14 protein-coding genes are annotated in these 20435 nt (G+C 54.8%); 9 read left to right on the forward strand and 5 right to left on the reverse strand.

The genetic code is table 11. The features are described from left to right. The first annotated feature begins 17 nt into the window (after positions 1 to 17). From C4520_03690 to C4520_03715, 6 genes are all read left to right on the forward strand, one after another. Complete coding sequence (locus tag C4520_03690) at positions 18 to 926, forward strand: UPF0104 family protein (protein ID RJP24664.1); 909 nt, start codon at positions 18 to 20, stop codon at positions 924 to 926. Then, complete coding sequence (locus tag C4520_03695) at positions 910 to 3459, forward strand: hypothetical protein (GenBank protein ID RJP24665.1); 2550 nt, start codon at positions 910 to 912, stop codon at positions 3457 to 3459. The genes C4520_03690 and C4520_03695 overlap by 17 nt, the downstream gene beginning before the upstream one ends. An 18-nt stretch (positions 3460 to 3477) precedes the next feature. Next, the gene (locus tag C4520_03700) at positions 3478 to 4659 is read left to right on the forward strand and encodes a glycosyltransferase (GenBank protein RJP24666.1); all 1182 of its coding nucleotides are present in this window, start codon (positions 3478 to 3480) and stop codon (positions 4657 to 4659) included. Positions 4660 to 4661: 2 nt separating this feature from the next. Then, entirely contained in the window at positions 4662 to 6092 is a 1431-nt protein-coding gene (locus tag C4520_03705) for a radical SAM protein (protein ID RJP24667.1), read from the forward strand. 105 nt (positions 6093 to 6197) lie between these two features. Continuing rightward, entirely contained in the window at positions 6198 to 7940 is a 1743-nt protein-coding gene (locus tag C4520_03710; protein ID RJP24668.1) for a hypothetical protein, read from the forward strand. Continuing rightward, a complete protein-coding gene (locus C4520_03715; GenBank protein RJP24669.1) occupies positions 7937 to 9502 on the forward strand; it encodes a hypothetical protein in 1566 nt (521 codons plus the stop codon). Before C4520_03710 ends, C4520_03715 begins: the two co-directional genes overlap by 4 nt. Here C4520_03715 and C4520_03720 read toward each other — a convergent pair. Both C4520_03720 and C4520_03725 read right to left on the reverse strand, forming a co-directional pair. After that, complete coding sequence (locus tag C4520_03720) at positions 9489 to 9938, reverse strand: dTDP-4-dehydrorhamnose 3,5-epimerase (protein RJP24682.1); 450 nt, start codon at positions 9936 to 9938, stop codon at positions 9489 to 9491. The genes C4520_03715 and C4520_03720 overlap by 14 nt on opposite strands. Before the next feature lie 185 nt (positions 9939 to 10123). After that, positions 10124 to 10543: a DUF2267 domain-containing protein gene (locus C4520_03725; GenBank protein ID RJP24670.1), complete on the reverse strand. Its 420-nt coding sequence runs from the start codon at positions 10541 to 10543 to the stop codon at positions 10124 to 10126. Positions 10544 to 10879: 336 nt separating this feature from the next. Between C4520_03725 and C4520_03730 the strand changes: the two genes are divergently transcribed. After that, entirely contained in the window at positions 10880 to 11284 is a 405-nt protein-coding gene (locus C4520_03730; GenBank protein RJP24671.1) for a hypothetical protein, read from the forward strand. 212 nt (positions 11285 to 11496) lie between these two features. On the opposite strand, the gene C4520_03735 is transcribed toward C4520_03730, so the two are convergent. The 3 genes from C4520_03735 to C4520_03745 form a co-directional block, all read right to left on the reverse strand. Continuing rightward, positions 11497 to 13671, reverse strand: coding sequence for a VWA domain-containing protein (locus tag C4520_03735; protein ID RJP24672.1), 2175 nt, complete (start codon positions 13669 to 13671; stop codon positions 11497 to 11499). Positions 13672 to 13673: 2 nt separating this feature from the next. Beyond that, positions 13674 to 14720 carry a magnesium chelatase ATPase subunit I gene (locus tag C4520_03740; GenBank protein ID RJP24683.1) on the reverse strand — a complete coding sequence of 349 codons (1047 nt, stop codon included), beginning with the start codon at positions 14718 to 14720 and terminating at the stop codon, positions 13674 to 13676. A 423-nt stretch (positions 14721 to 15143) separates the two neighbouring features. After that, complete coding sequence (locus tag C4520_03745) at positions 15144 to 15365, reverse strand: DUF1858 domain-containing protein (protein ID RJP24673.1); 222 nt, start codon at positions 15363 to 15365, stop codon at positions 15144 to 15146. A 153-nt stretch (positions 15366 to 15518) separates the two neighbouring features. Between C4520_03745 and C4520_03750 the strand changes: the two genes are divergently transcribed. Beyond that, positions 15519 to 16196: a YkgJ family cysteine cluster protein gene (locus C4520_03750; GenBank protein ID RJP24674.1), complete on the forward strand. Its 678-nt coding sequence runs from the start codon at positions 15519 to 15521 to the stop codon at positions 16194 to 16196. Between the two features lie 305 nt (positions 16197 to 16501). Beyond that, positions 16502 to 20365, forward strand: coding sequence for a DNA-directed RNA polymerase subunit beta (rpoB, locus tag C4520_03755; GenBank protein RJP24675.1), 3864 nt, complete (start codon positions 16502 to 16504; stop codon positions 20363 to 20365). Positions 20366 to 20435 lie beyond the last annotated feature (70 nt).

The following is a 20435-nucleotide window of genomic DNA, read 5'->3' on the forward strand; positions in this document are numbered from 1 at the left end:
GTTTCTGGAGAGGCTTATTGAGAAAGTTTTCGACGGCGGCAAAAATACTCGTATCCGCAGCAATCCTCCTCATCCTGTTTAGAAAAGCCAACCTGCAAACGGGAATTCATTTCGTCGGCGCCATCGACTGGTTCTTCATCTTGCCGTCGGTTGCGTTGATCGTGCTTGCGCAACTGGCGCGGGCTTACCGGCTGGCATTGATGATCTTCGGCGCCTCAGCCGAAGGAAGATTCTTTCAGGTGCTGCGTATTCAGATGGTGTCGTTTCTGCCGGGAATCGTATCTCCGGCCAAGATAGGGGAGGCGGCTAAAATCTACATGTTGCAGGCCGATACAGGAACCCGGCTTGGACGTGCGACGGCCTGTTTCGTGGCCGAACGCGTGCTTGATATGCTGCTGCTCGTGCCGCTGGCGTCTCTTGGAGTTTATTTGCTTATCGGCCCCTCCTTTTCGTTCTCGTTTCAAAAGACTTTTTTTGCGCTTGTGATCGTCCTGACGGGCACGGCCGCCTGCGTGCCACTGGGGCTTGCCTATGCAAGACGCAAGGGAGTCAGGGCCGCCGATATCTGGGATACGGCAAAGCCTTCGAAGCTGCTCGCGGCCGGCGGCATCACCATGCTCTATTGGGGGATGGTCTTTGCAGAAGTCTGGTGTTTTTGCAGGGCCGCCCTTTTCGGCGTGACGCTCCGGCACATCTCGCTGGCTGTCCCGCCCGCTCTGCTCTCGAGTCTGCTGCCAGTCAGTTTTTCCGGCTTCGGTGTGCGGGAGGCCGCCCTTGTCTTCTTGCTCCAGCGTCCGCAATTGGGAGCGACTTACAATCAGGCGCTTCTTGTCAGTCTCATGTACATCGTTTTTGGTCTCGGGGTCCCCGCTCTTATGGGCTTGATATATTGGTGGGTTGGAAGAAGCAATGTATCACAGAATTGAAGTTGGCGACAAAGAGCTGGTGTGCAACGGCCGATTTCGAGGAAAAATCTCCACACATCCGCTGGAAGGAATTCGCTCGCAAATTTCGGTCTCATCGCGCGATGATATCACAATTGTGCAGGTGCAATGGAAAATCAAGAAACCCCCTCAGCCGGCGGCCCCGCTTGAATTGCTGAAGGTGGAGCTGACCGACTTTGTTCCGCGTTCGATGTTCATCTCGGGCAGGCGCTATGAATCCGCCGCTTCCCCGCGTCCGCCCATTCGCGAGAAAGGCTTTCCCTATAATACCTACTACAAGTTCCGCATACGAACCGCTAACGAGTATGATGCCGCGCTTCATGCAAAGTTGCCGCTTGTGTGCTGGCAGGGGGAGGACTGCGCCTTCTCCATCGTGTTCCCGAAGTTCGTCGCGCTGAGCAACCGACACTGGCCTGCATTTCTGCAAGTTAGCGGGCCCGGACAGAATGCGTCGTTTTCACTGGTGCTGCCGGATCGATTCGAGGTCCAATGCAAACCCTATGGCTGGTTCAGCGCCCAATCATCCACCGAGCGGTACACATTGAATCTTTCCAATGAGCATCTTATTGAGGTTTCGGTGGCTTTCCTCGCCGCGACCGGTTGGCCTGAATGTGTGCGCAAGGCTGCAGATTTCCTTTTTCCGGCGGAAGAGGCGGAGAAAGTGGAAACCGGCCCAATTGTCGGCCTCTTGGAGAGAACCTTGCATTTCTACGGACGGACCTGGGACAACACGAATAAGACGCATGTGCATCTGCCGATCAAGAATTTCCCCGAGTTCGAGTCAATTGAATACAAGCATTCGCACATTACCGATGATTTCACCAAACTGGTTCTGTATCGAAGGCTGATCAATGCCGGATGGCAAAACCTGCTGACGCGCGAACGGGAGCTTTTGCAGAAAATCAAGGGCGGCGATTATCTCCTCACGTCCGACGGGGATTCCATTTGGCATAGTACGACCTACTTCAACGGGAGCGTCCTCGAAGCATTCACCCACCATGGAACGGGCTTTGTGGGATTTCCCGGCGGGGTGGCGACAAATGTGCGTCGCCTGTGCGAATACGCCGCGCTTTCAGGCGACAAAGCACTTGTGCGAATCGCCGAATCCGGAGCGCAGTGGTTGCGGCGACTCGAGCGGCAGGATGGCTCGTGGCCGGCGGTCTTTCGAAAGGACGGAGAAGAAGATGGCGGCTGCATCGCGAGCACTGCCGAATGCGCATGCGCGCTGCTGGCGGCGTACCGGCTGGTTGAGAAGCAGGAGTATCTTACAGCAGCCGAATCGGCTGTTCGTTACATTAATCGCGATGAGAGTTTCTTTGAGTGCAGGCAGTATCTTCGCGATGTCGGCGCAAACGAGGCCGACGGCATTACTGCCGAGGCCTGCATCCACGCAAATCTGGATTTGTTTGCGGCAACCGGGGAAAGACAGTTTCTCGAGCAGGCGGAGAAATGGGGGTGCTACTCACTTCAGTGGGTGCGGCCGTTTCATCTGCATAAGGGAGATGGCCCGGCTTTTGATGGGCTCTCACGCTCGATCACTCCGCGCGTCGACGTCTGGGGAGGGCTTCTTATTGGGCGGGCCCTGATCCGGCTGGGGCGCGTGTCCGGTGAGCGGGGGTGGGAGAGCCATGCATGGAGGCTTTTTGGACAAACGGTCAACCTGCAAGAACGCGATGGTGGCTTGTGCGAGACATGGTTTTATGACTTCCCTGAGGGAATCGAGAGCATACACATAGAACCGACTTTTGTCACCGACGCCTTCGTGGAATTTATGCTGGATGCAACAGGCGGCGAGCAAATTGCCAACGAGTTGTCATTGCGAAAGAGGCTTCTCGAGAAAAGCTTCCCGCTGCTGCAGCCGATCGCCCCGATACAGAACCTGGTTGCTCTTTCGAAAACAGAGCCGGAATTTATCGTCGACAGAAGACTCCGGCTGGCGCCGGCATTCAGCGGCCTTATGAGCACGGGGGGCAAGCTGCGCCGTTTCCTTTATAGAAAATTTCGCACAAAGCCTTTGCGCCCGGCGCTCAAAATTGTGCCGGCGCTGAAGATCCTCCTGAGCAGACACCGCGTTCATCCGCCATCAGCGGAGCTACAGCCGGCCGATCACATCAAGATCAAACATGCACGAGCCGAACATTTCGGTATCGGCCGTCAGCGCTTCGTTTATTCATCTGATTCTTGTACGATCATCCTGTCGATAGACGCTGCGGGAATGAATGATCGGGGTTTGCCGGGCAACGATATCGGATTTGCAATTGAAATGCTCGCCGGCGATGCTTCGGTCGAACAGGTGCGGATCGACCTGAGCGGCGATTATACGGTAAAATCCATTTCAAAAGACGGCGTGATCGTCTTCGCCGGAGGAACAGACTACAGCATGCGAATCATGGGCGGCTCGATTGACGGGTTCCTTCAACAGGAAAAGCGGCTCGCCTTCGATATCAGCTTGAGCGCGAACTGGAACTTTTTCGGAAAATACCTGCTGCGGATGCGTGTCGAACGCATGCAGTAGTCGCTACGGATTTATTTTATGATCACAGTTTTTCTTCTTGTGCTCGCGGCTGCACTTGGCGAATATGTTCTTTATAACCTGATCATGCTGATTGCCGGCCTCGCGCGTTCGGAGAGAAAATCGTCAGCTTTCACTCCTCCACTGAGCGTTATTATTCCGGTTCACAATGAGGAGCGGCATATCCGGCGGAAGCTGGAGAACGTTTTGCAATCCGAGTATCCTCGTGAACGGCTCGAGGTTGTTGTGGTGGATGACGGCTCGACCGACGGCACTGCGCAGATCGTTCGGGAGTTCGAGCGGGAAGAGGTTGTTCTCATCGAAACGGCCGAGCGTAAAGGGAAAATCACCGCACAGAAAACCGGCTTTGGGCGCACATCCGCCCCAATTATAGTTATCACCGATGCCACCGTGCTCGCGCCGCCGGATGCCCTGAAAAAGCTCGCGTCTCATTTTGAAGATCCCCGCGTGGGTGCGGTCTCGACAGCAATGGTCGTACGGAATCGGCGCACCAATTATCTGACGCGAATCGCCCAGTTTCTTTTCGATCTTCAGAATGCGCAAAAACTCGGCGAGAGTTCGCTCGACAGCGCCGGCGGACTCTTCGGCCAGTTCTCGCTGGTGCGCCGCGAAGCGATCGGCGATTTCCGGACAGATGTAATCTATGAGGACCGCGAGTTCGGGATCACGCTCAGGCGGCGCGGCTATCGATGCCGATTCGAACCCTCCGTACAAGCGAGCTATTACGCGGCCGAGTCGCTCGAGGATTTCTCGCGTCAGAAGCAACGCAATATCGGAGCAATGACACAATCGATCTTTCGCCACAAGGACATGCTTTTCAACCCGCGCTATGGATGGTATGGATTGCTCATTTTGCCCGAGTACTCGCTCTTTCGGGTTCTGCGACCCTGCTTGATAATAGCGGGATTTGTCGGAACCTTCCTTTCCGCCCTGGCGGCGGACCCAGGCGTTCTGGTTCCGCTCCTTATCGGGATGACCGGCATGACCTTCGCATGCTATCTTGCCGGAACAATGCTGCTTGCTCCGCTCGTGCGAGAGCCGGCCCGTTTTCTGCTGGACGTGCTGACAACGGCGCCCGTCATGGTCCTCATTCTGATTCAATTCGCGATCGGCGGTATTCGGTACCTGCGGGGTGATTTTGATGCAATGTGGCAAAGGGTAAAACGGGATCGCGCACTGTGAGCATGAACGTGCTTCTCTTAAATCCGCAGCCCGACAGCGACGTCGTAATCAGCCGCGACCACATGGGCGGCTTCGGGTTTGAAATTAAGAGCACCAACATGATCCCGCCGCTGTCACTTGCATATTGCGCGGCCGTAATTGAGAGGGCGGGAATCAAGGTCGAGATTCTCGATGCAGTCGCCATGCGATGGCGCCCGGCGCAGGTGCTGGATTGGATCAAGCGGCGCAACTTCAATCTGATCGCGATCAATACCGCCACCCCTTCTATTGCCGAAGATCTGGCAATTGCAAAAGAAATCAAGCTGCTCTTTCCCGAGAGCCTGCTTGCGCTGCTCGGGCCGCACGTGTCCATTTTTGCAGGCGACGCGCTTGAGGCGTCGCAGGCGGATGTGGTTGTCAGGGGCGAGCCGGAGAATACGCTGAACGATGTCGCGCAGGCTCTTGCCTCAGGACGTCCCATTGACGATATTGCGGGCCTGACAGTGAGAGATGAGGTTAACATCCGGCGGAACGCCGACCGCCCGCTCATTACGGACCTCGATTCGCTTCCCGTGCCGGCAAGGCACCTGCTCCCCATGGAGAAGTACCAGTCTGCCTTTTGGGGAAAGAAGCCGTTCACAACGATGCTTACGAGCAGGGGCTGCTTCTACGGATGCTCGTACTGTCCCTACCGCATCGGGCACGGCGTCGAGTGGAGGGGGCGCTCGCCGGAGAACGTACTCGCCGAAATCCAGGAGTGCGTTCGGCGATACGGAGTGCGCGAGATTCTTTTTCGAGATCCGCTTTTTACGGCTGATAAGGAGAGAGTCTTGCGCATCTGCGAATTGATTGCTCGACGAGATATATCGGTCGACTGGCGGTGCGAGACACGCGCCGACCTTTTAACTGAAGAGATGGTCGATGCCTTCGCGCGGGCCGGGTGTAAGGGGATCAATTTCGGAGTCGAGTCGGGAAATGAGCAGATTCTGGCGTGCGCCGGCAGGAAGCGGATTTCCATTGACCGCCTGGCATCTGTTTTCCAGAGGTGCCGCAAGGCCGGCATCGAAACGCTCGCTTTTTTCATCATCGGCCTGCCGGGCGAAACGACGGAGAGCGTGGACGAGACCGTCCGGCTTGCCATTGAATTGCAGCCCGATGCGGCTCAATTCACGGCGGCCACTCCCTATCCGGAAACTCCCTACTATGAATACTTGAAACGTGAGGGTCTGCTCAAACAGGACTGGTCACTCTATACCAGCCGCGCACCGGTCGTGGGGACTCATTCGCTCACTCCCGATCAACTGCGCCGGCTCATCGCTCGCGCGTACCGCACCTTCTATTTCCGTCCACCGTACCTGCTGATGCGAATGAGGAAGCTGACATCGCCACACGAGGCGCTCAGACTCTACAAAGGGTTTCTCAGCGCACTCCGGTATGCCGGCTTGTCGCGATGATTTCCTTGCCTGTCCAATTTTGCTTGACCTTACGCAAACGCTTGTCTATAATGGACTTTAGAAGATTTCCCGGCGCCGGTAGTACTAAACACACAAGGAACACGAATGGGTACGGATGGAGCCAGGGCTCCCAAAGATTGGAAGGTCCAAAAAAGCGATGGTAGCCGCCTGGAGCCTGCCAACCTGAGCGTCTTAAGGCATTGGGTCGAGACCGGGCAGATCGAGGCGGACGATCTCGTCATCAACGAAGACCTGAGCGACTGGATTCGCGCGGCCGAAGCTCTCGACCTCTTTGATCTTTTCGAGCGACAGGAGCCGGGAGACCGGTCTGGGGAATCTGCCAGGCAATCGGTGGAATTCGCTGATCTCGAAATCAAGATACCCGATTGCGCATACCATCCCGGCCAACCTGCCGCAGAAATCTGCGTCGGATGTGGCAAATTCGTGTGCAAGGAGTGCGGCGAGCGGTTCGAGAGCAAGCTTTACTGCCGGAGATGTCTCGCCGAGAAGCAGGTGGGAGCGGAGCCGGGTCTGGCTGCAGCCGGTCCCGTAGCACAGATCATTCCCGGCGTTCGTCCGGCGCAACGGGTCAATCGGTTCTCCCTTGCCAGCGTTACCCTCTCGGTCGTCGCGATCTTGTGCTCATTCTTAATGATCAGTCCAAGATTCAGAATGGCGGCGGCTCCTGCAGTTGGGTTCATTTCCTTTCTCGCGGCGCTTCTGGGCGCCATAGGACTTGGCAACCTGAGATCGACACAGCTTTCCTCTCGATCAAAACAGTTCGCATTGTCGGGCCTGCTCGTCGGGCTTTCGTTGCTCATTCTGTCGGTTATGGCTATTTCACTTTCAATTCGCCAATTCCGCTCGGGTTCCGCAACATCCATCCGCGGTAATCAGTTGAATTCAATTGCCCCTCAAACCGCGCGGCGCCAGCCTATCTACTCAAAGCAGATGCAGGAGGAGCGCGATGCCAACTCGCGGCAGCTCCTCGATCAGTTGACGGACCAACTGAATGCCGGCCAGTTGGAGGGAGCGGTCAGTACTGCCAGAACCTTGGTCGGATTGTATCCGGAAACGGATGCGGCACGGATCACGCAGGAACGCCTCCCGCTGCTCGAGAACGCGCTCGAAGAGAAGCGGGTGGTGGATCAAGAGAGTCTGCGCGAAAACGAGGAACGTGCGCGCCAAAGACTCGAATATGCGTTAAAGATTTATTCAGACGGCAATCTGAACGTCACGATCGACCTTTTGCGGAGTATCGTGGAGAATTTCCCGACTACTGAAACCGCCAAGCTGGCCGAAGCAGAATTGAAAAGAATCGAGGGGCTCCTGACTAATCAGCGCATGAAGCAAGAAGAGGAAGATGCCTCACGGCTTGCCCGACAGGCAAGGGAGCGCATGGAGATGGAGCGATATGAGGAAGCCGCCGACATCTATCGACGCCTCCTCAACCAATATCCCGCCACTCCGACAGCCGTGGCGGCCCGGGCTGATCTTGCGCAGGCGCAGCTTCTGCTTTCAGATGCGTCGGAAAGAGAATTTCGAAGAATTCAAAAACAGTCGCCGGACCTCTCCTATGAGGATGTTATCCCTCGACTGCAGGAATTTCTGGCGCAATACCCTTCCAGCGCCCGCTTTGAGGAAGCAAATCGGATGCTGCAGGATCATCTTACGAACAAGAGCATTGCGGACGGCCTGTACACCTTCGGCAAAACTTATCTGTCGGAGCGGAAGTACTCATTGGCGCTGGGGCGCTATGATAAGCTGATCAACGAGCATCCTCGAAGCCAATGGACCGCGCAAGCGCGCAAGGATCGAGAGCACGCGCTCGAAAAGCTTAAGGAATGAACCTGCCAACCGCGAACACCGCAGACCCGGACGTATCGGCTCAACCACGTTCGCCGCATTCATCCGCCCCGAAACTTCTTATCATTATCGGTCTGGTCGCAGCATGTCTTCTCATCCTCTATCATTCCCTGCACACGCCAACCTACACCATCGACAGCTATTTTTATCTGTCGAAGGCAAAACAGTTCGCCGCCGGGGAGGGTCTCAGGACTTCATGGAACGACGGCATCGACCCGAAATATTTCCCGGGATATTCACTGGCGCTGGCATTATCCTTCTCTCTGGGAGGCGGCCATGTGCCGGTGCAACTCCTCGTCTATGTGCTGTCGGTTATTTTGTTCATCGCGATATGCAAAGAGATCGGGATGGATACCATCGAGCAAGCATTATCCTCGACTGCGTTCCTTGCGAACCCGATAGTCATCAAGTGGCATTCGCTCCCAATGGCCGAGGGGACCGCGCTGGCGTTTTCGCTCGCAGCGGTCCTGGCAATGCTTCGTTCGCTCAAGACAAGAAATTATGTGTTCTATTTCTCCGCTTGGATTCTTGCGGGATTTGCCTTAATAACGCGGGCCGAAGCGGCATTCCTCCTGGTCGTTTTCTGTATGCTGCTGTTTCGCAGGCGCCATGAGATACCTTCATCGGCTGCCATGGGAGGCGGGCTTCTCTTTTTCCTTCCGCTCATCCTGTATTGGGCTAAATTCAATTTCATGATGGGCTCCGCCCCTGCGTACGTGAATGAGTTCAGATACACGCTAGCCGGCGCCAATATCGTGAAGAACTTCGTTTACAACATCTATGCACCTTTCGGCCTGATGCATAAATTTTCCCTTGGGGAGGTAAATACTGTGCTTGCGCCGGCAGTTGCGACTGCAGGAGTGATATGGCTTCTGGTTGGCGGAATCCTATTCTTGGGCGGGTTAGTCGCTGCGGTCGCCGGACGCACGGGCTCCGTGGCGCGGGCGTCGGCTATCCTGTTCCTCCTGTTTGCCGCAATACATTCCCTCTGGTATTACCGATATGAGCGTTTCATGATGTTGGCTCTGCCATTCGCCGCTCTGGTTTGGGCATCGTCTGTCACCGTTTATGCCCGCCGCTGGAAACAGGACCGCTGGCTGCCCCTCGCTGCGCAGACTCTCATGTTGAGTACAGGTCTTGTTCTTGCGCATCATTTCAGCTCCGTTCACAGCATCTCTCTGCAAAAAGATGCCGCTCGACTCAATTTTGTCGAAATCGCGCAAGCTGTGGGCGCTTTGAACAAGCCCGAGGAAAAGCCGGTTCTCACCGACCTCGGGCCGCACCTTGCGTATTACCTCGATGCGCAAACTTATTTGGACGACGACCACGGTAACTATTGGCAAAGGGCTTTCGCGCCGGAACGTACCATCGAATCGCTGAAGAAGCTGGGAATCAAACTGATCGTGACACGGTTGGATTTCGATCGGTGGACAGCAGAACACCATGTCCCCCCTGAAATGAAATTGCATTTTCAAGAGATCCGCGGCGAAGTCGAAGGAGCAACCATCATCAGATATCTGCCGGCGGATGTCACCGGTTCTTGATCGTCCAGATATCTTCCAGTTCGCCGATTCCCTTACGCAGTTCGTCGGGGTCTTTTGCGTTATATGGCTCGGTTGGAATGTTAATGAGATAGCTCATCTCGCTGAGACCCATCTGGCCGTGCCAGACCATCGGCGGGATGATCAGAAGGACGTTCTCTCCGTCATCGCCAAGGATGAACTGATTGTATTCACCCTTCGTCGAACTCTCCGGCCTGTCATCATAAAGCCCGATTTTCGCCGTTCCCTTCACCACATGGAAATGGTCGGTCTGCTTCCGGTGACAATGCCAGGCCTTGACAACATTGCGACGGCAACTGGCGACATAGATCTGTCCGAATTTATTGTAATGGGGTGAATCTGACCGCAGGATTTCCGTTACGAATCCCCGGTCGTCGGCGTGGCGTACCAGCGGAATCTTTTGGACCCCTTCAATCATCTCGCGCTCCTCCCACAGATGGTAGATGCAAGAAACAGGCGAATGATGTTGCATTCTATCAGAGAACGTTGATGAATTCAATCGCGCAGGAATGCTCCCCTTATTCAGCAAAATCGGTTTCTGCACGAATTCGAAGAAGCCCCTGCCCTGTGATCCCGCATTCGCAAACCAGAATTCCAATGCTTTCATTTGGCAGGCCAAAGTTTCTCCAGGTCTTGAGGCAGAACGGCTTTCACGTCCTCCATTTCGCCTTCAGTCACTCTGCGCGAGATGACACGGAAAACAGCCTTGACGACCTGCTCGGCGTCGATTTCCTCGTCGAACTGGCTCTTGACCCTGGAGAGAAAATCCTCCTTATGCATCTTCACAGGCGGCTTCGCCGGTTCCCATCCCTCATAATAGAATCCGCGTATCAGCATCGGCAACTGCGCCCCAAATTGGACGGCTTCCTCGAGCGTCAGGCGATCCCGCAAGGTCTGCAGTGTCGCACGCAGCGCGAGGTACGCCTTGTGCCGGTCGTCCCAGCTCAATTCAGACATGATCTCCTGTAACCAGCGATTTGTTTTATGAAAGGTCTTATCAAATATTTCAAGTGCCTGACTCATACCTAAAAAACCTCCTTCCTGTGTTTGAGCAAAAAACGGGGCTCATTTCCCTCTCTTTATATATGGCAGTAAATGACTGCGAGGGAAAGATCGATTACTTATAAGCAACTGCCAGATCGACGCTCGCACCATTACAAGCGCCAGCGGTTCGAGAAGGTCTTTTCAAATGTCGATATGAAGTCTCGAACCGGCTTTTATCCGCCGTCCTCCTTTTCGACGAAACCATTTTTGGCATATGTTTTGCCATACTGTTTTAGCGGAATCAATGCTCCCCCCACGACTCAAAAAAACGGAATTCCGGCGTTTGGGAGAAGTGAAGTGAACAGGAGGAGGCTTATGAAATTGCGGAAAAAATATAAGGCTGCGGCTATTATCTTGACCGCCCTGTTTTGTCTTGTCGCGGGCGGGTGCAGTTCAACCGGCGTCTACATAGGCGATGAGCCGCCTGTGGTGAAGACCGGTGGGCCGCCGCCTCACGCGCCGGCGCACGGATATAGAGCCAAATATGCCTATTATTACTATCCGGAGGGCCAAGTGTACTTTGACTTGAACCGTAACGTTTACTTCTACATGGACGCAGGTGCATGGCGAATGTCAGCTTCACTGCCGACTGACTTGAACCTGCAGCTGGGCAAGCATGTCAGGATCGACATGGATACCAGCAAACCCTACACATACTTCGAACAGCATAAGGTAAAGTATCCACCGGGGCAGGCAAAGAAGAAGAACGGCAAGAAATAAGCTGATCGGCTTCCGGAACGACAATCGCTGTTGTTATTCTGATAACATTTCTGTAATGGGCGGACCATAAAAAAGTCCGCCTTTTTTCTATTTGGCAAGCTCTGCTTCAACTTCTTTTCAGTTCGTGAAATGAAGGAATCGCATAGGGGGCCGTGAATTAATCTGCAAAATGGATGGGCTTACGGTTGTGTCGCAGGGTAGGGAGTCGACTATTACAATTCTTTCTTGACGGCGCGGATGAGGCCGCCAGCGCGAAAATCTTCAATCTTGCAGTAGGAAGAGCCCATTGCTTTTGCAATCCGCTGGGCCATTGAAGGCGAACTAGCCGAATTTCGGAAGACGGAAAACCTGCGTTCTTCGGTATCGATGACCAGTGTCTTGATTCGCTTGTCTTCGCGGATCATCTTCGCGATCGTGAATAGCTCCTCGAGGAGAGCTGCGTAGCCTGGGCCTTCATAGCATTTTTCTCTTTTCACACCGACATTGGCCTCACCGTCCGAGATCAGTACCATCAGCGGAAGCGTCTGGCTGTCGCGGCGCAGGTAATTGACCAGCAGCTCATGCGCCTTCAGGAGCCCCTGGCCCAGTGGCGTCTTTCCTCCGGCAGGAAGGTCTTCGAGCAGTTTCTTGGCGAGGTCGATGCTGTTGGTGGGCGGCAGGAGCACCTCCGCGGAATCCCCCTTGAAAGTGACCAAGGCCACCTTATCGCGGCGCTGATAGGCATCAAGCAGCAGGCTGATCATTGCCGCTTTGGTCTCGGTCATCAGCCGAGTCCCCATGGATCCGCTCGCGTCCACCACGAAAAGCAGGAGGCTTCCCACCTTCATCTCCCGCACCTTTTCGCGAATATCGGATTCCTCAATAACAATCGCGACCTCTTCCTTCGGCCGACCCTTCTGGTGAGGAGCGGCGGCGCGGATAGTGGCATCGAAAGCCATGTCATCGTTCCGGCGCTCCGATGTGCTGCGGATATAGCGTCCGGTTTTGCGCAACGTCTTGGTCGGCATCCGGCGCCCGCTCTTTCTCCGGTAATTCCTGTCCTTTTCCAGCAAGAGCGGCGGCACCCGAAAAACGTCGCCGACTCCAAACAGGCGCTCCTTGAAATTTTTTTCCCGAAGCTCCTGAGAGGCTCCGACAATTTCGCTTTGCGCTCCTGGTTCGAGCTTGCCGCTGTCACCCTGCATGTCGGAATTATCGTCGTCTCCCAATCCGCATGCGGATCCGGCTGCGTCTGATTCATCCACACTTTCGCCATTGAGCGAGGATTCGTTCGATTCGACCTCGACCAGCGAATCATCCTCCCCGGGCAGCTCTTGGCGTTGCGCCTTCAGGTCTTGCTCTTTTGCGAGTTCCTCGGCCAGCATCCGATGAAAATCCTCGAGCGTCTTCTTGGGGAGATCGGTTCTGCGCGATCGGTGCGGGAGCACCAAAGAGGCGGCGCGGCTGAGATCGTCGAGGACGGGGGTCCTTCGCTGGTTCAGTGCGGCAATCGTGCGTGCCGCCTTCTCCAGATAGATATCGGCGCGATGGCCGTCCACCTGGTTGACCAGACAGATCTGCGTGATAAATTTTCTCGTTTTCTCCGGCACCTCCACCCGGGGCAGAAAGGCAATTGCGCGCCGTATCTGTTCTCCGAGTGAAGCCTGCATCACTTCCCACTTGCAAAGGAACTGTTCCGGGGCGGAGTCAAATTGTTCTCGTCGTTTGATCAACTCAACCCGCGCTGCAATATCAGTAATCCCCTCGACGCTGACGCACAGGCCGAACCGGTCGAGCAACTGCGGCCGCAATTCTCCCTCCTCAGGATTCATTGTCCCCACCAGCACGAATCGGGAAGGATGATTGAATGAGATCCCCTCGCGCTCGATGATATTGGTTCCGCTGATCATGGTATCGAGCATGAGGTTCACTATGTGGTCGTCCAGAAGATTCACTTCATCGACGTAGAGGATGTTCCGGTTTGCAGCCGCCAATAAGCCGGTTTCGATCCTCCTTTTTCCCGACCTGAGCGCAAATTCAAAATCAATCGTTCCGACGACCCTGTCTTCTGTCGCCCCAATAGGAAGATTAATGACCTGGACCTTTCGGCTGGATATGGGAAGGGCGTCGCCGGTCGAAAATCGACGGCGGCAACTGCGGCACATGTTCTCTACGTCTCGGGGATGACAATTGAAAGGGCAGTCGGAAACTGTCTCGATCTCGGGCAGCAGATCGGCGAGTGCGCGAACCGCGGTTGATTTGGCCGTTCCTTTTTCCCCGCGAATGAGCACTCCGGAAATGGACGGATTGATCGCGTTCAGGATTAAAGCGAGCAAGAGTTGTTCCTGACCGACAATCGCGGTGAACGGGTAGACGGGTGCGGCACAAACCTTGCTGCGGCTGTTCATAACTACCTGCTTAGCGTCGCGTGTTCTTTTAAAACAGCCGAAATGCGCTCGCGATCGAGAACCACTTCCTCGAAGGGCTTCCGCCGCACGCGATGCTGCAGCGCCATTTCCGCCGCCTCTTCAAGGTCCTGATACGTGACGGAGGTCCGCTGATGAAATGCCGCTACGGTCTTGGCTGTCTTCATCATGATGATATCGGCGCGATGCCCGTCCACGCCGATCTCGATCGAGATGTGCGCGATCTTGTTGAGAATGTCGTCCGAAATGCGCACGCGGGGAAGGATCTCCCGTGCAAAAACAATCTTCTCGCGCAGCTCGGTTTCGGCTGCCTCCCACTCGCGTAAGAATAATTTTGCGTCTTCTTCAAAGGCCACCCAACGCTTTACTACCTCAACCCGCTGCAGCGGATCTGCAATCCCCTCAATATTCACGCATAATCCGAATCTGTCCAGCAACTGCGGCCTCAACTCCCCCTCCTCCGGATTCATCGTTCCCACCAAAATGAATTCCGACGGATGCGAGTAGGAAACGCCCTCTCTCTCGATTGAATTGACGCCCATTGCCGCCGAATCGAGCAGCACATCAACTATATGATCGTCCAGAAGATTTACCTCGTCGACGTAAAGGATCCCGCGATTCGCGTCCGCCAGAACGCCCGGCTCGAATTTCTTTTCGCCCTTTTTGATCGCGTGCTCCAAATCCAGCGTGCCGACTACCCTGTCCTCGGTTGCGTTCACCGGCAGGTTTATCACCCGCGTTTGCCGCTCCTCCGCCTCCAGGTTCACCTTGTTGACCGCCTTCTCCTTACACTGCAAACACATCTTGTGGATGTCCGACGGGTCACAGTGAAATGGGCATCCCTTCACGACACTCAAAGTCGGCAGCAGAACGGCAAGCGATCTGACGGCGGTTGATTTGGCCGTCCCTTTCTCTCCGCGGATAAGAACGCCCGAGAGCTTGGGGTTGATTGCATTCAAGATGAGCGCCAGTTTCATCTTCTCCTGGCCGACAATAGCGGTGAAGGGAAAATTGAGCTTTAAATCTTTCATCGAGTCCTGCTTCCTCAATTTCTGGAATGGGTCGATTCGGCCGCCCCGCACGTCTTTCACATTCATTCAAAAGAAAGTTGCGCAACAACTTCATTCTATCGCTTTCAGGTACAAATTGCAAGGAAGCTGGAGGGGCTTTGCGCCGGCGGAAAATCCGGTTTCAGCGCCACTTCTCGCCCGCGTAACCATGTCTGCCTTAACGCAAGGCACGCCCGCGGGATCAGTCTTTATCGTCGACTGTGGAGTTGCGGCGGGCGGATGAAAAAGGTATTAACACCGCATCGCTCAACCGCACTTTTTGGTCCGCTTGCAGCGCGAAATAGGGCTCCGGTTTTTCACATGCGGGCTGCAGGTGGGAAAAGCCGCTACGCGATGAAAACAATTTCAAAAGTATCTGTCGAGACCTGGGGCTCAGACATAGGCTCATTCAGGTTTGGTATCGGTGATACATCTATTCAGTTCACTGAGCACTTCGTCCGTATCGAGAGAATGCATTACCGAGCCAAATTCAATGGTCTCCAGATGAGCGCCCGGGTATGTGATACAGGTTTCGCCAAAATACTTTTCAAACACCGGCAAAGTTTCCGGAAACTCCTGGAGAACTTCCCCGATAAGCCAGCCGGAATCGATTTTCTTTTCCATCATCGTGCTACCTTTATGTATTCCTTATGCGCCACTTTTTGACAAAATTAAACATTCCTTCTCCTCTTAAACTATGATTCCACGGCGGGCGGGCTGGCTGTAAGGTTGATGACATAAGTCAGGTGTTGGGCGGGACTTGACAAAACAGGTTGTTTCTTGTACTCTTATAGTAGAGTTATTTACAAAGAGATTTACACCGCCAGTCCGCCCCGGCCATGGGTTGCGGGGGATGTTAAAGCTATCTCATCCGCGTCCGCGAAACAAGAAAACAAACATCAGATCAAAGGATCCGAGCATTTTCGCTTCTCCTGTGAAAAATGCGGTTCCTGCTGTTCGCTCTGGGTGCCGGTAACCGACGAGGACGTCCGCAGCCTCATGAAACACACGGCTCTTCCTGCGGATAAAATCGTCCAATTCGTTGGATCTTCAAGGATTCAAGCCACCCGGGGCTCGATAATTTGGGTGCGGTTCGGCCCTGCAGAAGCTGATAAGAAGGCGATGTGTCTTCGCGAAATCGACGACACCTGCTTCTTGCTTCGGGCGAACCGGTGCATCGCCTATGAGAGCAGGCCGGCGGTTTGCAGAGAACATCCATTCGTGCTGCGGATGGATAAGACCGGCAGGAAAATTCTCTCTGTGGAATTGAACAAAGCGGCTGAGTGTGGCCATTCGTGGCGGGGTCACCTTTCAAAGCGTGAACTGAAGAAAATACATTTCTTGAACCTCGACCGGGATACGCGGTATTGGGCGAGGGTTAACCGTTGGAATCGTCGAAAAAAGCACGGGTCGGAAAAAGAATTCCTTGAATTCCTGGGGTTAATGGACCCGGTTTAGCCTGATTCGCCTGTCGCAAATATCCGCAAGGGGCTTCTTAGCCGACAAATCTCCTGTAAGCAGGAAATTGTCATTGGTGCCGTCATTTCACGTCGTTCTAGCAGCCCGGCCGGATAAATGGCATATTATTAAGATCTAGGGCCGTAAAAATTGGCCGAAAAAAACCGCAGTTGACTTTTCGAAAATAATGTGGTATAGTGACTTTTTGCGTAATCCATCTAGGAGCCTTGGTGTCCTTGCTCCACGAATTTTCCAGCTGAAGGATCTATTCCCACTTTAATCAATCCATTTGGGGGCATGACTTTATGGCAGTAAAAAAAGCCACGTCTAAGGAACGTTACACGTTCTCAAAAATTCCTGATATCATCGAACTTCCGAATCTGATCGAGGTTCAGAAGGAGTCCTACGATACTTTTCTGCAAATGGATACCCCGCCCGACGCGCGCGTAAACGAGGGCCTGCAGGCGGTATTCACCGATGTCTTTCCCATTATCTCGCATGATGGTCTCTCCTCGCTTGAATTTGTCTCCTATTCGCTGAGTGCTCCAAAATATTCCGTCGCTGAGTGCCAAAAGCGTGGCATGACGTACGCCGCCTCGCTGAAGGCGAAAATCAGATTGGTGCTCTACGAAGAGGATTCCACCGGCAATAAGCAGCCGATCGCAATAAAAGAGCAGGATGTTTTTGTTGGAGAGCTGCCGTTGATGACGGAGAAGGGAACATTCATCATCAATGGCGCCGAGCGGGTGGTCGTGAGCCAGTTGCATCGCTCCCCCGGGGTCTGTTTTGAAGAAAAACAGCACCCGTCGGGACGAATGCTCTTGTCCGGGCGTATCATACCCTACCGTGGCGCCTGGGTTGAATTCGAATTCGACATTAATGATGTTCTTTACATGCATATCGATCGCCGCACCCGCATCGTTGCCACCGCCTTTCTGCGCGCGCTCGGATACGAAAAGGACGAAGAAATCCTGCACCTGATGTACGACTTCGAAGAGGTCAGGTTGGGCCAGGTGAAAGCCATGACGGAGGGCGCGCGTTTCGATATCGATTCGCTGATCGATCGCACGCTTGCCAAGGACGTCGTCGATCCTGCAACGGGCGAGATTATCGCCGCATCACGAGAGAAGATAACCAAGCGCACGCTGACTGCAATGCAGGAGGCCGGCATCAAAGACATCTGGCTCCTGAAGTTCAAAACGCCTAACGAGACGATGGCGCTGCTGAAAACGCTCGACGCCGACCATATTAAGACAACCAGCGATTCACTTATCGAAATGTACCGCCGCATGCGTCCAGGCGATCCGGCGACCGTCAACACCGCTAAAACCCTTTTCGAAAAGACCTTCTTTGATCCGTCCCGCTACAATCTTTCGCCGGTGGGGAGGTACAAGATCAACAGAAGATTGAATCTCGATATCCCGATGGAGACGCTGACCCTCCGGCCGGAAGACGTCATTGAGACTATCCGCTACCTCATCCGCCTGAAAAACGGAGAAGGCTCGATCGATGACATTGACCACCTCGGCAATCGCCGCGTTCGCTCGGTCGGGGAGTTGCTGGCAAATCAGATTCGCATCGGGCTCGTCCGCATGGAACGCACCATCAAGGAGCGCATGAACTTTCAGGAAATGGACGCCGTGACTCCGCAGAGTCTGATCAACCCGAAGCCGGTCAGCGCCGTTATCAAGGATTTCTTCGGACGGAGCCAGCTCTCGCACTTCATGGATCAGACCAATCCGCTGGCTGAACTCACCCACAAACGCCGCCTCAGCGCGCTCGGACCCGGCGGTCTGAGCCGGGAGCGGGCGGGCTTCGAAGTGCGCGACGTGCATCCCACGCACTACGGCCGCATCTGCCCGGTGGAAACGCCGGAAGGGCCGAACATCGGCTTGATGGCGTCATTGAGCACATATGCCAGAATCAACAAGTTCGGGTTCCTCGAAACGCCTTACCGTAAAGTAGAAAAAGGCCGGGTCACCGAAAAAATCGATTACCTTTCCGCCTACGAAGAAGACCGCTACGTCATTGCGCAGGCGAATGCGCCGCTGGACAAACGCAACCGGTTCGTCAATGAATACGCCCTGTGCAGGCACCTGGGCGACTTCAAATTGATGCCGGCCGACAAGATCGACTACATGGACGTCTCGCCGAAACAACTGGTAAGCGTCGCCGCCGCGCTGGTGCCTTTCCTCGAACATGACGATGCCAACCGTGCTCTCATGGGATCAAACATGCAGCGCCAGGCCGTTCCGCTCCTGGTCGCCGAGGCTCCCCTCGTTGGCACCGGGCTGGAAATGGTGACGGCCAAGAATTCGGGCGCAGTCATCGTGGCCCACCACAGTGGAACCGTCGAAAGCGTCACCGCCGAACGCATCATTGTCCGGAGGCGCGGAACCGCGCCCGGCGAAAGCGTCGCCCAGGAAGACATCTATTGGCTCCAGAAGTTTGTCCGCTCCAATCAGGGCACTTGCATTAACCAGCGTCCTATCGTGAAGGAAGGGGACAAAGTCAAGAAGGATGAGATTATCGCAGATGGGCCTGCCACCGACGGCGGCGAGCTCGCGCTCGGCCGCAATGTGCTGGTCGCTTTCATGCCATGGGAAGGATACAACTTTGAAGACGCCATCCTGGTGAGCGAAAAAGTCGTCAAAGAGGACATGTTCACGTCGATCCATATCGAGGAATTCGAGATCGAATCGCGCGACACCAAGCTTGGTCGCGAAGAGATCACCCGCGATATCCCCAATGTCAGCGAGGAGGCGCTCAAAGACCTGGACGAAGACGGTATCGTTCGCATTGGCGCGGAAGTCCGCTACGGCGACATCCTGGTCGGCAAAGTCAGCCCGAAAGGCGAAACCGAGCTGGCCCCCGAGGAGAAGCTGCTGCGCGCAATCTTTGGCGAAAAGGCGGAAAACGTGCGCGACGCCTCCCTGCGCGTCCCTCCCGGAGTGGAAGGCACCGTCATCGACGTAAAAGTGTTCTCCCGGAAAGAACGGGGACAGGGCGAAAAAGCAAAAGTCAGCGAGAAGCGCGAACAGAGAAAGATCGAAGAAAAATACGAGTATGAAATCACGCGCCTCCATGCAGAGTGCATGGAGGCTGCCAAGAAACTACTGGACGGATCCCGCGCCAGCAATGACGTCGTAGACGGAAAGACCGAAGAGGTTGTCTTCAAGCAGCGCCACATCATTCGCGCCGAGGATATTGAAAAGGCGAGCTACGCACACTTGTACCAGCTCAAGGTCTCGGATAAGGACATTCAAGCCGGCCTGGAAAAGCTTCTGCTTCAGACCCAGGAAAGAGAAAATGTGCTGCTCGCTCACAAGGAGCAGTCACTCGACCTGCTGAAAAAAGGAGATGAACTCCCGCCCGGCGTCATCAAAATGGTGAAAGTATACGTTGCCGCAAAACGCAAGCTCTCGGTCGGCGATAAGATGGCCGGCCGCCATGGAAACAAGGGCGTCGTTGCCAAGATCCTCCCCGAGGAGGATATGCCCGTCCTTCCCGACGGAACGCCGGTGGAAATCATTTTGAACCCGCTGGGCGTGCCTTCGCGGATGAACGTGGGCCAGATCCTGGAAACTCACTTGGGATGGGCAACCAAGAAACTGGATATGAGGGTCGTATCGCCCGTATTCAGCGGCGCCAATGAGCAGGAAATCCGGGCATTCCTCTCCAAGGCCGGATTACCGGAAGAGGGCAAAACCGTGCTCTCCGACGGACGCACTGGAAGGCCGTTCGACCAGGAAATCACCGTCGGCTACATTTACATCATGAAGCTGGCGCACCTCGTCGACGACAAAATCCATGCCCGCGCTATCGGACCATATTCCCTGGTCACCCAGCAACCGCTGGGCGGAAAGGCGCAGTTTGGCGGTCAGCGATTCGGCGAAATGGAAGTGTGGGCGCTCGAGGCATACGGAGCGGCCAATATCCTCCAGGAACTGCTTACCATCAAGAGCGACGACGTCACCGGCCGCGCCAAAGCGTACGAGGCGATCGTGAAAGGACAGCAACATCTGGAGACCGGCACGCCCGAATCCTTCAACGTGCTTCTCAATGAGATGCAGGGGCTGTGCCTCGATGTTCAAAAACTGAAAAAAGTCGAAGATGGAGAGGATACCCCGCCACGCATAGTCGGACCCTTCGGCGGAGACCTCTCCTGATATAGGATAATTTTTGAGGGGGTAGAAACCTTGGCGAATTATGCATTAACAGCCGGTGAGAAATTCGACG

The sequence above is a fragment of the Candidatus Abyssobacteria bacterium SURF_5 genome, assembly GCA_003598085.1.
Taxonomy (GTDB): Bacteria; Abyssobacteria; SURF-5; order SURF-5; family SURF-5; genus SURF-5.

What these genes read in the sequence shown, in the direction of transcription:
- C4520_03695 (RJP24665.1), top strand. Translation starts at nt 910, where the DNA reads ATGTATCACAGAATTGAAGTTGGCGACAAAGAGCTGGTGTGCAACGGC.
- C4520_03700 (RJP24666.1), top strand. Translation starts at nt 3,478, where the DNA reads ATGATCACAGTTTTTCTTCTTGTGCTCGCGGCTGCACTTGGCGAATAT.
- C4520_03705 (RJP24667.1), top strand. Translation starts at nt 4,662, where the DNA reads ATGAACGTGCTTCTCTTAAATCCGCAGCCCGACAGCGACGTCGTAATC.
- C4520_03710 (RJP24668.1), top strand. Translation starts at nt 6,198, where the DNA reads ATGGGTACGGATGGAGCCAGGGCTCCCAAAGATTGGAAGGTCCAAAAA.
- C4520_03715 (RJP24669.1), top strand. Translation starts at nt 7,937, where the DNA reads ATGAACCTGCCAACCGCGAACACCGCAGACCCGGACGTATCGGCTCAA.
- C4520_03720 (RJP24682.1), bottom strand. Translation starts at nt 9,938, where the DNA reads ATGATTGAAGGGGTCCAAAAGATTCCGCTGGTACGCCACGCCGACGAC.
- C4520_03725 (RJP24670.1), bottom strand. Translation starts at nt 10,543, where the DNA reads ATGAGTCAGGCACTTGAAATATTTGATAAGACCTTTCATAAAACAAAT.
- C4520_03730 (RJP24671.1), top strand. Translation starts at nt 10,880, where the DNA reads ATGAAATTGCGGAAAAAATATAAGGCTGCGGCTATTATCTTGACCGCC.
- C4520_03735 (RJP24672.1), bottom strand. Translation starts at nt 13,671, where the DNA reads ATGAACAGCCGCAGCAAGGTTTGTGCCGCACCCGTCTACCCGTTCACC.
- C4520_03740 (RJP24683.1), bottom strand. Translation starts at nt 14,720, where the DNA reads ATGAAAGATTTAAAGCTCAATTTTCCCTTCACCGCTATTGTCGGCCAG.
- C4520_03745 (RJP24673.1), bottom strand. Translation starts at nt 15,365, where the DNA reads ATGATGGAAAAGAAAATCGATTCCGGCTGGCTTATCGGGGAAGTTCTC.
- rpoB (RJP24675.1), top strand. Translation starts at nt 16,502, where the DNA reads ATGGCAGTAAAAAAAGCCACGTCTAAGGAACGTTACACGTTCTCAAAA.